Below are 14,467 nucleotides of genomic sequence, written 5' to 3' on the forward strand. Positions count from 1 at the left end.
AACATACAATGATTTTAGGATGTTTAATCAGGGAGATGAGAACGATTGATATGTCCGGACTTCAGTTCTTTTGGCTACTGCTTAATGTGATATTTATTGACCTTCTGCTCGCAGGAGATAATGCGATTGTAATTGGACTTGCCGCCAGAAAGCTGCCTCCTGCAACGCAAAAAAAAGCGATACTGTACGGTACCGGTGGTGCCCTGCTCATTCGCATAGCAGCCACCATTGTGGTACTCTGGCTGCTTCAAGTACCATGGTTGTTACTCATCGGGGGTGTCATGTTAGTCTGGATCGCGTATAAGTTGCTCGTAGACCAGGAGGACCATACCGAAGTCAAAGCGGGAACAACGTTATGGGGTGCTATCCGCACGATTGTTGTTGCCGATGCGGCTATGGGTCTGGACAACGTGATTGCTGTTGCTGGCGCGGCCCAGCAGCATTTGCTCCTTGTAGTGCTAGGACTATTAATCAGCGTACCGATCGTTGTATGGGGAAGCACTCTTTTTATCAAGTTGATCAATAAATTCCCTTGGATTATTTATTTAGGATCGGCTGTGCTTGGTTATACAGCCTCTAATATGATTACTGAAGAACGTAAGCTGGAACCCTACTTTACTGAGCACCCTGCGCTGCGTATCTTGTTTATTACCGCAGTCATGGCAGGTATTTTGCTCACAGGATATCTTCAAAATCGCAGAGCAGTGTCCAGTCGAGAAAAAGCCGTCTAAAATGATTCAAAAACTGTTTTAATTAAAATAAAAAGGCAGACCCAAAATAGCTGGCGGGTCTGCCTTTTTGTTTAAAACCAATCTTCCTGTATAACTTCCTCTTTGCGCCCCTCTATAGCTCCGCCTGCCTCCAGGACAAGCGTCTCTGTTGTAGCCACAGCCTGTTCAATCAACACATTTAAATCCCGAATAGAGGCTTCAATCTTTTGAACAACCCACAAATTTGGATTGGTCGTTGGGGATTTAGGAACAAACAATGTGCAGCAATCCTCATAGGGGAGTATCGATAGATCGTAGGTGCCAATCTGCTTTGCGATTTCCGTGATCTCCTGTTTATCCATCATTACGAGAGGTCGCAGCAATGGTAATTCTGTCGAGCGGCCAATCACATTCATGCTGGATAACGTTTGACTAGCGACTTGCCCCAGACTGTCGCCTGTCACGAGTGCCAGTGCTCCTTCACGCTCAGCCAGCATCGTTGCAATTCGCAGCATAGACCGTCTCATTAGCGTAATAATCAGATTATCCTGTCCAGTGCGCGTAAAGGCCGTCTGCACCTCTGTAAACGGTACAAGGTGGATTTTGATCCGACCCGCATAGCCTGCTAATACCCTTGCCAAATCAATAACCTTTTCTTTCGCACGTTCACTTGTAAATGGATAGCTATAAAAATGTACACATTCGATTTCCAATCCTCTACGCATGGAAGACCATCCTGCTACCGGGCTGTCAATTCCACCAGACAGCAGCAGCATAGCTTTACCGTTCGTTCCTAACGGAAAGCCCCCTACAGCCATAATAACATCGCTGAATATATAGGCCGCCTGCTCTCTAACCTCCACACGTAACTCAATATCTGGTTGATGTACATCGACCCTCAACGCTTGAAACTCTCGCAATATAGGAGAACCAATTAAATGATTCATCTCTTGTGAGGAATGAGCAAACTCCTTCCATACTCTGCGGGCATTTACCTTAAACGTCGTTCCCTCGGTCACATTCAGCTCACGCATCAAAGCTACAGCGGTCTCAATGATAGCACCCAGCTCGACAGGAGCCATTTTGACAGGACTTATTGTCGTGATGCCAAACACTTTTTGTAACACCTGAATGATCTGTTCATAAGGCTCTCCTCCAAGAACCACATAAATTCGTCCAAATTCCTTCCGCAAAGAAGCACCGGGAAAGGGTTTAAGCAGCAGCTTCACGTGATTCAGTACTGCCTTTTCAAAACGAGTCCGATTCTTCCCTTTTAATGTAAATTCACCGAAGCGAAGTAACAGCATATCATAGTGCATTTTAACGTTTCCACCTTTCAAGGGATTCCAGCTTGGCCACAGCCTGTCGCAGTGCAAGTATAAGCTCATCGATATCCTGTTCCGTATGTTCATCACCAAAGCTGATACGAATGCCGCCAGACGCTTCCGCCTCATTGCATCCCATCGCCAGCAGCACCCGACTGGGTTCAGCCAATTTCGAAGAGCAAGCCGATTTGGTGGATACTACCACACCCAGTTGCTCCAGCGTATGCAGCATTACCTCGGCTTTCATGCCCGGATATGAAAAGTGGACAATATGCGGCGCTTCTTCCCCGCTGTTCAGCCGCAGTTGAGGGAGTGTCTTCACTTCTGCGACCACCCGTTCTCTCCACTCGGTCATACGGCGTGCTGCCTCTACTCGCCGTTCGCCCGCCAACCGTATCGCCTTAGACATACCGACAAGCAGCGGTACATTTTCCGTACCTGCACGAAAACCCTGCTCCTGAGAGCCGCCACTATGCAGTGGGAAAAGCTCTACACCTTCCCGAACGAATAGTAGTCCAGCACCTTTGGGTCCACGCAACTTATGCGCAGAGAGACTGTACAGATCAGCCTGCCATCCCCGGATATCAACCGGTAGCTTTCCAAACCCCTGTACACCGTCAATATGAAATAGAACGCGAGGGAACTGTTTCTTCAGCGCAACTCCGATATCATGCAACGGTTGCACCCTTCCCGTCTCATTATTGACATGCATGATACTGACTAAAATCGTATCTTTACGGACAGCGGCACAAACCTGTTCGGCGCTCACATGCCCTTCTGCATCGACAGGTAAAAATGTAACCTCAAAGCCCAGATTTGTCAGTTGTCTGCAGGCTTCATACACAGACGGGTGCTCTGTCGATACAGTAACAATATGCTTGCCTCTGGTCTGATACTGCAAAGCTGCTCCCTTGATAGCAAGATTGTTGCTTTCCGTTGCCCCAGATGTGAAGACAATCTCTGATGGATACACTTCCAAAGCCGCAGCACATACTTCGCGCGAACGCTTAAGCAACTTATCCGCATCCTCTCCATATCGATGCATCGAGGATGGATTTCCGTAGTGGCGTCTCATAACCTCGGCAACTGTTGTAATCACCTCTTCAAAAGGCGGAGTTGTCGCGGCATAATCAAAATATTTCATTGCACTCCCCTTTTCCGCTCTATAACTGCTGCAACAAAAAAAGACCAAAACAGGGAAAGGCCGCTACATTATAGCGACACCCTTTCCCCATATTGATCCTGTCTGCGGACCTAATCTAATTGAAATTACGCACTTTTTTCGTTGTAAGCTATAGGGCTTAGATCGTATATTTTTCACGTGCATTTTGAATTTTGGTAATATATCTTTGCGTTTCCACCGGAAGCTTTTCCAGTACAGCCATTAACTGTTCATCACTATTTACACCAAGCCGCTGCACCCGTCCGGGACCTGCATTATATGCAGCCAGCGCCATATTTTCTTGTCCGTTAAATCGTTTAATCTGGTAGGACAAATAACGAACACCGGCATCAATATTTTGAACAGGATCATATGGGTCGCTGACTCCCAGGCCTTGAGCCGTAGCATCCATAAGCTGCATAAGCCCTTTGGCTCCAGCCGAAGAGGTCACCGACGGATTAAATGAAGATTCCGTATCAATAACCGCTTTAATCAACGCTACTGGAACGCCGTATTTCTGGCTAGCCTCGTTAATCAAATCATCATATGCTGTAGGTGTTGTGGGTCCGTCTGTTGCTGTGCTGGAAGGAGCGGGGTACAATGACGAAGCCGTCCCCCTCGAAGGTCCCAATTGAAGCCATAGCAAACCGTTTTCGTCTCTGGTAACATCACTTGAATTTTCTCGTGTCACAGCACCATCTGTTTCCAACTGACCTACTTGTTCCAGTAATCCGGAAAAAGCGTCCGTTGTACCCGTCTGGGTTGTAGCACTCATATTATTTAACAGCTGCATGTCTAACATGGACTTGGACACGCGCGGATCAATTTGCATGTGGTGTTCCCAACTTTCTATAGTTGTTATATCCCAAATAGCTTGTCATTACTGCTATGATACAACTTTTTACTATGTACTTCCATACCTTTTAATGAAAAAAAGCTCCGTTTCTGTCGAAAAGACAGCGGAGCTTTATAGATCAGCTTTAATGTAATTATATCACTAAGATGATTTTTCTCGGATATACAAAAGAAAACTGAGCTTGTTCTCCAGTAGGGTCAACGAACGAACGGGATAAAAGCAAAATAACTCAATGTCGCTAGCGCCCCCAGACCAATCGACCAAATGCCGGTCGTTTTGCTGCCATTCACATAAGCAAAAAAACCTAAAACTGCAGCAATAGGCCCCAGCACAATTGACCACATAAACAATGAGGCAATTCCTGCAGCTAGCCCAATATAGCCAGAAATACGACCACTATTGTTTATAACCTGCTCTTGACCCTTAACCTCATGTCGAGTCACAGCTGAGCCGGGAGCAACCTCTGCTGCATATTCCTCACGATCATTACGGCGCTTGGCAGATCGTTCATGAATGTGACGGGGGTAATCTACACGTTCGCGGCTAACATGCTCTTTACTCTGATGCTTGTCATTTTCATGATCTTCCATAATAAACTGCACCTCCAAATGCGAAATGAATCGCGTAATAAAATTTACACGGACTTCGGCTTAAAAGTGTGGCAACAGGTTGCGGCTGACGTGGCAGCCTTATCACGTTCTTCTGAACTGAAGCTTTCTCCCGCATATTCTTCTTTAAATTTCTTACCGGCATGACCATCAACTTCAATCATGATCAAATCCGCCTTGCAAAAGTTGTTTTCTCCCCAATAATGGCAATTGGCTACGCTACACTTAACGATTGGCTTGGCCTCTTGGCTCATGATCATCACCTCGGATTCATTGTCCCCCCGTCCCCCTGCACCTATGCGTTCATGGTATATGGCAGTTGGTGACATACGAAAAAAGCCGCTTCCTTCACCTCCTCCAAAATGGCAGGAAGCAAGTAGAAAACGGCTTGCTTGTCTTGTTTTAGTTTTTGATTAGAAATGATCTTCCCCGTTGAATGCTTTAGGCATGAGTACGTCGAGTCTGCATCCGGCGCTGAGTCAAATAGTCACTTTCATAATAAGTCAGATCATCACGCAATTCTTCAAAATTTTTCGTAATGTCCATGATCACTTCGCGAGCGGCTGGCACTGGCGTTTTACGGAAACGAATAGCATCTTGTCCTGTATACGCATAGCGTCCATCCTCTGCGTAAGATTCATTTTTGGGATAAAAAAAGCTGTTCACGCAGTCATGGTAAACGTTATACAATGCCTTTTCCGCAAAATCGACGTCAAAATTGGCACGGCGTAAAGCCACACCCAGCTTTTCATAAGATACTTCGGAAAAAACAAGGACATGACGGAGATCCGACAAAAGGCCTTTGTAAAAAAGCACGGACTCCTCATTGCCATCTGCAGCAAGTTGTGGCAGAGCATGCTCATTGAGGAATGTTTCCACCCGTTTCACGGCAGTTTTCAGTCTCTCCTGCGCCGACTCACATAATTTTTGTACGTTGACTGCTGACATCAAGGCAGCTCCCCCTTATTTGTTGCTTGTTCATCAATTTGATTACCCGAAAATAGTCCCTTCTAACCGAAAGAGCTGTAATTTTCAGTATTTATCCTACCACAAATGAGCATTGAAAGGTATAAAAACATGCCAACCTCCTCACGCTAAACCATAAATTTATGAATACTCAAGGAGGACGGTCCCATGTCTCGGCGAAAATGGTTAAAACCCCTGCTCGGAGCAGCTGCCGGGGTGCTTCTCATCACACTGATGCTGCCTTCCCGTGATCACCGCCATACACCGCAGCCGGAATATACGGCCAAGATGGTGCCACAGCAAGAGAAGCAGCTCAAAAAAGGAATGTTGGCTTTGGACCTGTCCGCTACGGATACCCTCACACGCATGGATGCAAGGCAGGATATTCAATACGTGATGCGGGAGCTTGATGGTAAAACTGCTGATCAGAAAAGGCAGTTTACCCGCACGCTTCAGCAATCACACAGTCATCTTCATACGTTACAGTGGATTCACACACGCGACGGGAACACGAACACATATACGGGCAGTAAATCACAAACTCGTCTGCTGAGTCATCCCCAAATTAAAAGCAGCTTGGCCGCGGCTCGTCGTTCCGTCATGCAAAATAAATCCTACGAATCTGCTGCATTTCAGGCTGAAGGCGGTAAATATTTTGTCATGGCAGAACCATCGGCTGACGGAACATGTGGCGTTGCTGCCCTAGTCAGTCAGCAAGTATTGCGAGACGTGGAGAAGCATCAGCAGAAGAATTTGCGTTTGATTCCCTATCCAAAAGAAGGCAGCTACAAAATCGAATCCGTACATCCCGACACATTGCACGATATTACTGTCAAGACGGGCCACGACAACGAAAATGCAAGCCATTATTTCGAAAACGAAATTGTCGTTCGCTTCCGTCATAATCCTGATTCCCGACAACTGCAGGAAATTGCAGCAGATTTACACTGTGCGCCAGGCCGCAAGCTTGGTTATACCTATGTATTTCATTCGGATAAGATGAACTTCAAGGAGCTAAAGGAATATTTTTCGAGAAAGTGGAATCCGCTTTATACTGAGCCTCACTATATGTATCTAACCAATGAGAAAACACCTATCCAAGCGGACAGCTCTATCCCCAATGATCTGCTCTTTTCCCGCTATCAATGGAATCTGCCGGCTACGGAAACCAACCGGGGTTGGAAATTAAGCAAAGGCAGCAAGGACGTAATTGTTGCTGTCATAGATACGGGAGTAGATTTGGATCACCCTGACCTAAAAGGTCAAATCCTTTCAGGTCATAACGTGGTAAACCCGTCTGAAAAACCTTATGATGACGTCGGTCACGGAACGCACGTCGCTGGCATCATTTCTGCCCTCGTGAATAATGGTGAGGGGGTCGCTGGCATGACATGGTACAACAAAGTCATGCCGATTAAGGTTCTTGACCAATCTGGCTCCGGTACGACTTACTCGGTTGCAGAAGGTATTATATGGGCAGCTGATCATGGGGCCAAGGTCATCAATTTGAGTCTGGGCAATTACGCACAAGCTGAATTTTTGCATGATGCGATCAAATACGCCTATGATAAAGATGTCGTATTAGTTGCAGCTACAGGTAATGACAATACGGAACGACCTGGCTATCCAGCAGCGTATCCAGAAGTATTTGCCGTTTCCGCTACAGATTCTTCTATGCACCGTGCATCCTTTTCTAACTATGGAGATTATGTAGACGTCATGGCTCCAGGTGCAAGTATCGCCAGTACGTACCCAGGAAATCAATATGCTGCACTGTCAGGCACTTCCATGGCCAGTCCCCATGTATCAGCGCTTGCTGCACTGATTCGATCCATTAACCCCGATCTGACCAACAAAGAGGTAATGGAATTAATGAGAAGCAGCGTAATTGACTTGGGCACACCAGGGCATGACAAATATTTCGGGTATGGTCAAATTGACGTGTATAAAGCGTTGAAAGCAGCACAACGTCCATATGTTCCTTTGCAATTCTATCCACAGCATTTAAGTGACAAGTTAAAATCTATATTAAAGAAACTGGAAACGTAAGATTCCTATTAGAAAAAAGCAGCCATGTATGAAGTGACCCCTTAAAGTTAGACAACTATTTTTATGCAACCAGTTGGGCATGAGCTCGGTATTGTACCGGGCTCATACCTTTTAATTTTGACTTGATGCGCTTGTGATTGTAGTAATTAATGTACTGCTCTAGTTCTTGCTTGAAGTGATCTACACTTTCAAACTTATTTAGATAAAGAAACTCCGACTTCATGATGCCAAAGAAGTTTTCCATTACAGCGTTATCGTAACAATTTCCTTTACGAGACATGCTCTGGGTAATTCCTTGTTTCTTTAAAGCGTGTTGATACTGCTTCATCTGGTAGTGCCAACCTTGATCCGAATGCAGGAGCAGTTTATCCTTTTCGGATAAGCGTTTAAATGCCTCATTCAGCATCTCGGAGACTAAGGAATAAGTGGGGCGAGCCCCTACTGTGTAGGTGATTATTTCACCGTTAAACAAGTCTAAAACAGGGGATACATAAAGCTTTTCTCCAAACAGCTTAAATTCCGTAATATCGGTAACCCATTTCTCGTTTGGCTTGCCTGAATGAAAATTACGATCGAGTACATGGGGTGCAACTTTACCCACTGATCCCTTATAGGAACGATATTTCTTCATACGCACTACCGATTTCAAGCCTAATTCGACCATAATACGCTGCACTTTCTTATGATTAACTCGGCGCCCCCGATTAAATAGTTCGTCACGGATACGACGATAGCCATAGCGCCCCTGATGTTCCTCGTAAATAGATTGGATAAGGAGTTTCAGACCCGCGTCTGGATCTGGCTTACCCAACTGTTTGACCCAATAATAAAAGGTGCTACGTTTGACTTCTGCGAGCTTTAGTAATGCAACCACCGGGAACTCATGCCTTAATTCATAGACGACTTGTGCTTTGTCTTGTTTGGTGATTTTTCCTTGTTTTGAACTAAGGCATTCAACTTTTTTAAATAGGCGTTTTCCATACGCAAACGTTCTAATTCAGCTTGTAGAGCCTCCATTGAATCCTTGGCAGGTTCTTGCTTCTTTGTGAGGTTTTTATTCTTATCTGTCATGCGTGGACGCCCCTTTTTCTTTGAATTCAGGGCGTCTATTCCATGTTCATTGAATTGACTACGCCATTTCCTAATGACTCCAGGTGAAGAAATTTTGAAAATGACAGCTGCTTCATTCGGAGACGTCCCATTCTCGTTCATATAGTTGAGTACGTCTAGTTTATATGCCGTGGAGTAAGCTGTATAGGTTTTTTCAAAAGCTTTTACCCCGTGAGATTCGTATTGCCTAATCCACATACGTAAAGCTTCATGATTCATCCCTAATGATTGTGCAATGCTTTTGACTCCCTCAGTACCACGCTGATACCTACGAATGGCCTCCAATTTCTCATCTAAACTGAATTTAGGCAAAAAACTGCACCTCCATTGTTAGTCGTGTCTAACAAATGGGGTGCAGTTCAGTTGCTGGCTGCTTTTTTTGTTAACTACGTCTAGGCTGCGTTCGGTACGAACTTAACCAATAACGACAAACGAGGATACGCCAGCAGGTACGGATCTAACGCGGAATAATACTCCATCATCTCTAAAAGTACGCAGAATATAAGGCTGGTTCGTAGGTGTGCGGACTCTGCTGAATCGGGCAGTACCAAAGCGGTCGAAGCCTGCAGCTTGCACAAAGGTTCCATCTAAACGGCGCAGTGTTGCGAAAAATCCAGACGTGTTAAAAGGCACACCATCATTGTTAGCCCAAATGACTGTAAAACGGCGCAGAGTTTGTGTAGGGCTCACATTGCGATATCTCGTAACAGGAACCTTTCTGCCCGTAGATTTCAATGTTTGCGGAGGACGAATGGCCACTTCAAATCAACTCCTTTGTTGTGATGAGATAGTAAATGCACACAAAGGAGTTTTGGATTGTGTTATAAACTACGACTTCTTATAAATAGGTATATACCGAACTCAAAATGACACTCCATGTACATTATCGTTCGATTCGGGACCTCATCATGCCCAATCGCGCCGTAGCGTAAAGAGGTCTTTTAACGCGTCTGTAGACAGCTCAGTAATCCAGCCCTCGGTACTGGTTATGATCTGGTCGCTAAGCTGCTGCTTGCTTTCCAGCATTTCATCAATGCGTTCCTCCAGCGTGCCCAACGAGATAAATTTGTGCACCTGTACATCCTTCGTTTGTCCCATCCGGTAGGCTCGGTCTGTGGCTTGATTTTCAACAGCTGGGTTCCACCAGCGATCAAAGTGAAAGACGTGGTTGGCGGCCGTTAGATTCAGACCTACCCCTCCGGCTTTGAGCGACAAAATAAACACGGATGGCTGCTCGGCAGGGGGGAGCGTGTGAGATTGGAATTGATCAATCATTCGGTCACGGGCCGTTTTGGATGTGCTGCCGTTCAGATAGAGCACAGGCTCTTGCAGCTCCTGAGCGAGTACCCGCTGGAGCATCTGCCCCATACCAATATACTGTGTAAAAATAAGGCAGCGCTCGCCCTCCTCCCGCAGTTCCTTGACCATAGCCAGAATGCGCTCCAGCTTGGATGAACGGCTAATGACCGCTTCAAGATCGGACTGACTATAACCGGAATCCGCGGTATCTGGGAGCGCCTCCTTCGTTAAGAGGGCAGGATGGTCACAAAGCTGCTTCAACTGGGTAAGGGCGGATAAAATGGCCCCTTTCCGTTCAATCCCTTCCAGCTTCTGCATCCGTTCCATCAACTCTTTGACAATCTGGTCATAGAGCGCGCCCTGCTCCGAGGTCAGATGAATGTACGTTTTCATCTCATTCTTGTCAGGCAAATCAAGCTGTATAGCTGGGTCCTTCTTCTTGCGTCGCAGCATGAAGGGCTGAACCAGCTTTTGCAAATCTAACGTGCGCTGCTCGTTATGTTCCTTCTCAATAGCATTAATGAAGCGATTGCTAAAGGCGCGTGAGCTACCCAGATAACCTGGGTTGATAAAATCATAAATGGACCATAGCTCGGACAACCGATTTTCAATAGGTGTCCCGGTCAACGCGATCCGATGACGTGCAGGAAAGCTGCGCACGGCTGTGGATTGCTTGGTTTGCGCATTTTTAATGTTTTGCGCTTCATCCAGGCAGACTGAATCCCAAGTCATGCTTTGTAGCAGCTCTTGATCCAGGGTTGCCGTAGCGAAGGAGGTCAGGATGACATCGGCCTGCTCGACTTCTTCGCGGAACAAGTCTCCCTGCTCCCGCTTGCTTCCATAGTGCAGCATCACCCTCAGCGAAGGGGCGAAGCGGCTGAGTTCCTTCTGCCAGTTGCCCAGCACCGAAGTCGGGCAAATCAGCAGCGAGCTGGAACGGACGCCCGTCTCGGCGGCAATATCCTGTAGGTGCAGTAAATAAGTAATAAACTGCACTGTTTTACCGAGCCCCATGTCATCGGCGAGACAGGCACCCAGTCCAAAACGCCGTAAAAAGGCAAGCCATGCATACCCGTCCCGCTGATACGTCCGCAGCTCGGCTTGCAGCCCGTCCGGCACGTCCAATGCAGGCCATTCCGACTGCCGTCCGAGCTGGCTGATCAGCTTCAGCAGATGGGCATTCAGCTCGACTTCCAGTCGAAAGCGTGCCGCATCTTCCGGCTGCTCGCCCGAGGCGTCTCCTTCAGGCTCGTCGGCGTTGCCGAGCAGATGTAGCTGCAGGATGTCCTGAAAGGACAATCCCTGAGCGCTGTCGATCCCGGCCATGGCCCGGCGGATCTGCGCCAGCAGCGCGGGGTCGAGCGCGATCCATTGCCCGCGGAAGCGCACCAAGCGCTCGTTGCGAGCGACCAGCTCGGCGAATTCCGACTCGCTCAGATCGGCATCGCCAATGGCAACACGCCAATCGAACTGGACAATCGAGTCCAGTCCGAACAGCGAGCTGCCCTTCGTGCGCTCTCCCGCCCCTTCGCCTGGGCGTACCTTGGCCCGCAGCTTCGGCTTCTTGCGGGTAGCTGCCTCCCACCAAGCCGGGAGCAGCACTTGCCAACCGCTTTCTAGCAGACGTTGGCTGTCGGTCGTCAGAAATTGCCACGCCGCTTCGTCGGAGAGCGGGCGATTCAGCACGTCATCGCGGCTTCCGGCACGCTGCCCGGCAGGCAAAATCGAGGTCAAGCGTTCTAGCCACCCGGCTGAGCGCTCACGGACATGTGCTGTCCAGGCATCGGGCCATGAGCCGGATGCGTACCCATCATCGGCGAGCTGTACAGACACCAGCAACGCTGGGTCTTGCTTGTCCTGCAACACAAGCTTGAGCTGCCAGGACGGTTCATCGTCCTCCAGCTCTGGCTCCAGCAGTTGCAGAAGCGGCCGAAATGGCGCGGTATCGGCTTTCCAGCCGATGGCGATGAGCCAGGCCCGCGCGTCTAGACCCGCCGCGGCCGAGCGGTTGGGAGCGAAGAGAATCGGATATTCTCTTCGCAAATCGGCGGCTTCCGCTTCGGTGCCGTACCAGCGCTGAAATACGGCAGCCGAGAACGCCGCTATCAGCCCATCCTGCTCGTCCTTCTCCAAGCTGCCTAGCAAAGCAAGCTCTGCCGGTTGGATGTTTTCCAGTGCTTCCGCATCCCACATCCATTGCAGCTTCCCTGCCTGGAATGCCGTGAAGCTGGGCACATATGCTTTCGCTTCAATACAGTGAGCAAGTAAAGGGATCAGCCGAAGCCACGGGGCATGGGCCTCGTCCCAGATCCATTCGATATGCTTTAGAAGCTCGCGCTCTGCCAGAAAAGGAATCACCTGCTCCGAAGGCAGCAGGATAATATCCGTGTCTTGAACATGTTGAATCTCCAGCTCGGTGCCATAAAACGAAGCCTCATGCCAAGCAAACAAACGCTGCTTCAGAATTTGGCCGGAAATGCTATAGTTCATGGAGGAATCGCCATAGATCAGCGCGTCTCCATAGGTAGTTAATTGGATATGCACGGTAATCGTTTCGGTATATTGACTCATGATAACAATTTCCCTTTCCGCAATTCCTCCTGTAGCGCCCGCAGGCGGCTATGACGGCTGGTGAAGGTCGTGAAGAACAGCTCCCAGCGTGATTCTTGCTTCATTTTCTTGTACAGCTTGAACAGTCGCTTTAACAGCTTGACTGCTGCTTTATAGCTGGCCCTGTTTTTTTCTAGCACATAACGTTCTACCGCTTGATGGTAAAAGGGGAGTAGTAACTCAGGCGCGTTCTTTTCAATGGGCTGTAACACGCTCACTCGAAAACTCAATGGTTCACTGCGTATGCTTAGCTGATAGTCGATCCATGGCCGCCATTTTTCGTGGGCAAGGAGCGCCTCTTCATACATTCCTCCGGCAAATGGAAGCATACCCACCAGCGTGTCCCACATGTCCTGCTCCGCTTCTGGAAGGTGCTGCAAAACCACATCCCAATCATGCATATAATCCTGTAAATGGTCATCCCGATGACTGTGAAGCAGGGGACCGATATGCTGCAGTCCGTCCTTGAGACGTGCCCAATCCTCGGCTTTACGCAACGCCTGTAAGAACAAAAGCAATTGGTTGGAAGAGATTTTTAGTGGAAAAGCTCGTTCCGCTTCCTGAAGAAGTACCCAGGCTTCATTATCCTGCGATTGGTAAATATGCATCCAGCTACGAGCCAACATCCATGGAAGCCGTGCTAAAGTTGTGCCGAGATCCTCCTCAGCCGCCTGTAAATGTTGTAATTCCTCCGTATATATGCTGGAGTCCTGTCTTTCGGGGTGCATCCAGTTCAGCCAAAACTGATAATACGTGTCTGAAAAATAAGTACCGTTACGCGATTCTGTCAGCATTTTTCGGCGCAAATAGGCTAAGGTTTCTGCGATACGGACTTCTTGCATCGGTTCATCGGTCAGCTCCAGCGGGCTTTCAAAATCACGCTCGATAGCTTCTTTAAGCTCATCGGCGGCGATTTGCGTGTAATACCCCATATAGGTATGAGAGGGATAGCCCTGCATGGGAGACTGAGGCACCAGCTTTTCCAGCACACGCAGATGAGCATGCAGTCCGTATAGCTGTTGCATGCCGGGTGAAAGCGGTGGCTTCACAGCATAGATCGAGGCTAAAGCGCTTTGGACATATTGGGAATTTTGTGTGTTCACACGGTTAAGGGCGATACACTGATCGAACAGATCATGCCACTCTGAAATGGGCATGTCTGGTATCTTGCTTGCTGTTTTACTGAGAGCGTTTCTTGTTGCTTCCTTGTGATCCGGTGAAAGATTCGACCGGGAAGGAGGTGTGGTACGCGTGTCAGCTTTTGCCGCCAATCGGGTGAATTTCGCCGAATGAGCGTTCACTAAAGCATGTACAGAACGTTCCTGTTCATTCGCGTAATTCAGTAGTACGGCGATCATATGCTTGCAGTTGGTGTGGACAGGGCATGTACATCTGCTGGCAGCAAAAGCACTCAAGTGGAGATCCACCTCGTATAGCTCGCTTCCATCCACGACAGCTGCAATATGATCGGCATCAGGCATTGCGAATTCTTTTACCTTTCCTTGCTTAAAATACTGGAAACCTCGTTTGATCGTCACATCATTAAAATGGTCAGCCACGTTTTGAATAAGCTGTTGCCACTGTATATCATCCATAAGATAGGTTGGTTTCATATGCATTAGTCTCCTAAGAGAGAATAGTTGATCAGGTAGTAGCTCAACTCTTCCATTATATCAGTTCACGAATATAAATTGAGTGGAGGGAGAGTTGGAAAATTTCGAAGAAGATCCGCCGGGTAAAAGTGAAAGAACCTTACACTATAGCGTAAGGTG

At 47.9% G+C, this 14,467-nt stretch carries 12 protein-coding genes; 2 read left to right on the forward strand and 10 right to left on the reverse strand.

Annotation, left to right across the window (positions count from 1 at the left end; all coding sequences use genetic code 11):
- The first annotated feature begins 35 nt into the window (after positions 1–35).
- Positions 36–731, forward strand: a complete 696-nt coding sequence (locus WA407_RS21145) for a TerC family protein (protein ID WP_250260925.1) — start codon at positions 36–38, stop codon at positions 729–731.
- 71 nt (positions 732–802) lie between these two features.
- Here WA407_RS21145 and thiI read toward each other — a convergent pair whose 3' ends face one another.
- The 6 genes from thiI to WA407_RS21175 all read right to left on the reverse strand — a co-directional run bounded on the left by thiI (position 803) and on the right by WA407_RS21175 (position 5,609).
- Entirely contained in the window at positions 803–2,029 is a 1,227-nt protein-coding gene (thiI, locus tag WA407_RS21150) for a tRNA uracil 4-sulfurtransferase ThiI (RefSeq protein ID WP_069289993.1), read from the reverse strand.
- Between the two features lies 1 nt (position 2,030).
- Positions 2,031–3,179 carry a cysteine desulfurase family protein gene (locus WA407_RS21155; protein ID WP_235309370.1) on the reverse strand — a complete coding sequence of 383 codons (1,149 nt, stop codon included), beginning with the start codon at positions 3,177–3,179 and terminating at the stop codon, positions 2,031–2,033.
- Positions 3,180–3,336: 157 nt separating this feature from the next.
- Positions 3,337–4,029: a lytic transglycosylase domain-containing protein gene (locus tag WA407_RS21160; RefSeq protein WP_235309368.1), complete on the reverse strand. Its 693-nt coding sequence runs from the start codon at positions 4,027–4,029 to the stop codon at positions 3,337–3,339.
- 221 nt (positions 4,030–4,250) lie between these two features.
- Entirely contained in the window at positions 4,251–4,643 is a 393-nt protein-coding gene (locus tag WA407_RS21165; RefSeq protein WP_235309366.1) for a hypothetical protein, read from the reverse strand.
- A 44-nt stretch (positions 4,644–4,687) separates the two neighbouring features.
- Positions 4,688–4,915: a DUF1540 domain-containing protein gene (locus tag WA407_RS21170; protein WP_061828536.1), complete on the reverse strand. Its 228-nt coding sequence runs from the start codon at positions 4,913–4,915 to the stop codon at positions 4,688–4,690.
- A 187-nt stretch (positions 4,916–5,102) separates the two neighbouring features.
- Positions 5,103–5,609 (reverse strand): YpuI family protein, encoded by a 507-nt coding sequence (locus WA407_RS21175; RefSeq protein WP_061828537.1) that lies wholly within the window; start codon positions 5,607–5,609, stop codon positions 5,103–5,105.
- Between the two features lie 186 nt (positions 5,610–5,795).
- Here WA407_RS21175 and WA407_RS21180 point away from each other — a divergent pair, with 186 nt between their 5' ends.
- On the forward strand, positions 5,796–7,676 hold the full coding sequence (locus WA407_RS21180; protein ID WP_235309364.1) for a S8 family peptidase: 1,881 nt from the start codon (positions 5,796–5,798) through the stop codon (positions 7,674–7,676).
- A gap of 61 nt (positions 7,677–7,737) precedes the next feature.
- Here the strand turns inward: WA407_RS21180 and WA407_RS21185 are convergent.
- From WA407_RS21185 to WA407_RS21200, 4 genes are all read right to left on the reverse strand, one after another.
- Positions 7,738–9,098, reverse strand: a protein-coding gene (locus tag WA407_RS21185; RefSeq protein WP_336078299.1) for an IS3 family transposase whose coding sequence is annotated in 2 segments (ribosomal slippage) — positions 7,738–8,642 and positions 8,642–9,098 — 1,362 coding nt in all. Because the reading frame shifts where the segments join, the coding sequence is not laid out codon by codon here.
- 102 nt (positions 9,099–9,200) lie between these two features.
- The gene (locus WA407_RS21190) at positions 9,201–9,545 is read right to left on the reverse strand and encodes a hypothetical protein (RefSeq protein WP_069290836.1); all 345 of its coding nucleotides are present in this window, start codon (positions 9,543–9,545) and stop codon (positions 9,201–9,203) included.
- 147 nt (positions 9,546–9,692) lie between these two features.
- Positions 9,693–12,656, reverse strand: a complete 2,964-nt coding sequence (locus WA407_RS21195; protein WP_336078300.1) for a DEAD/DEAH box helicase — start codon at positions 12,654–12,656, stop codon at positions 9,693–9,695.
- Positions 12,653–14,308 carry an SWIM zinc finger family protein gene (locus tag WA407_RS21200; protein ID WP_336078301.1) on the reverse strand — a complete coding sequence of 552 codons (1,656 nt, stop codon included), beginning with the start codon at positions 14,306–14,308 and terminating at the stop codon, positions 12,653–12,655. Before WA407_RS21200 ends, WA407_RS21195 begins: the two co-directional genes overlap by 4 nt.
- Positions 14,309–14,467 lie beyond the last annotated feature (159 nt).

Source organism: Paenibacillus sp. 203 (assembly GCF_037027525.1).
Taxonomy (GTDB): Bacteria; Bacillota; Bacilli; order Paenibacillales; family Paenibacillaceae; genus Paenibacillus; species Paenibacillus polymyxa_B.

Coding starts and splice junctions, on each gene's coding strand:
- WA407_RS21145 (WP_250260925.1), top strand. CDS start 36: ATGAGAACGATTGATATGTCCGGACTTCAGTTCTTTTGGCTACTGCTT.
- thiI (WP_069289993.1), bottom strand. CDS start 2,029: ATGCACTATGATATGCTGTTACTTCGCTTCGGTGAATTTACATTAAAA.
- WA407_RS21155 (WP_235309370.1), bottom strand. CDS start 3,179: ATGAAATATTTTGATTATGCCGCGACAACTCCGCCTTTTGAAGAGGTG.
- WA407_RS21160 (WP_235309368.1), bottom strand. CDS start 4,029: ATGCAAATTGATCCGCGCGTGTCCAAGTCCATGTTAGACATGCAGCTG.
- WA407_RS21165 (WP_235309366.1), bottom strand. CDS start 4,643: ATGGAAGATCATGAAAATGACAAGCATCAGAGTAAAGAGCATGTTAGC.
- WA407_RS21170 (WP_061828536.1), bottom strand. CDS start 4,915: ATGAGCCAAGAGGCCAAGCCAATCGTTAAGTGTAGCGTAGCCAATTGC.
- WA407_RS21175 (WP_061828537.1), bottom strand. CDS start 5,609: ATGTCAGCAGTCAACGTACAAAAATTATGTGAGTCGGCGCAGGAGAGA.
- WA407_RS21180 (WP_235309364.1), top strand. CDS start 5,796: ATGTCTCGGCGAAAATGGTTAAAACCCCTGCTCGGAGCAGCTGCCGGG.
- WA407_RS21195 (WP_336078300.1), bottom strand. CDS start 12,656: ATGAGTCAATATACCGAAACGATTACCGTGCATATCCAATTAACTACC.
- WA407_RS21200 (WP_336078301.1), bottom strand. CDS start 14,308: ATGAAACCAACCTATCTTATGGATGATATACAGTGGCAACAGCTTATT.